We start from the raw sequence: 430 nt of genomic DNA, 5'->3' as shown, positions 1-430 counted from the left end.
GGGCTATGTCTCGGGAGATCGCCAAGATCCCTCGGAGGGCGGCGACGACCTCGACGCTGAGTTAGAGAAGCTGCTGCGAGATCACGGTCACGACGACTGATCCGCTGGGTTATCGTCAGGATCGTTCCTGGTGTCATCAGCTTCCCCGGAGACAGCCCACTGAAAACCAGTCAGAAAACCCTCCGCCCGTTCGGCGTTAGGAAACCCGGCGAGCAATTCGTGAAATCGTCGATTGTGATGGCCCTCCACGAGGTGGCAAAGCTCGTGGGCTAAGACATGGTCAACGACCCAGTCGGGGAATCCGATCATGCGGTCAGACAGCCTAATCTGACCGGTCGACGGCGTGCATGAACCCCAGCGGGTGTTCTGATTGGACACCCACCGCACCGACGCCGGCTCGACCGTGTCGTTGACACGCGGATCGAGATAC

At 60.0% G+C, this 430-nt stretch carries 1 protein-coding gene; it reads right to left on the bottom strand.

The window, feature by feature from the left end:
• Positions 1–87 precede the first annotated feature (87 nt).
• The coding region (locus tag J5M71_RS28840; RefSeq protein WP_207839099.1) for a M48 family metallopeptidase at positions 88–430 on the bottom strand (343 nt) is incomplete at its 5' end.

The organism is Pseudomonas sp. 43(2021) (assembly GCF_017490805.1).
Classification (GTDB): Bacteria; Pseudomonadota; Gammaproteobacteria; order Pseudomonadales; family Pseudomonadaceae; genus Aquipseudomonas.
Note: the sequence above shows the minus strand (reverse complement) of the source record. Positions and strands in the feature narration are given on the sequence as shown.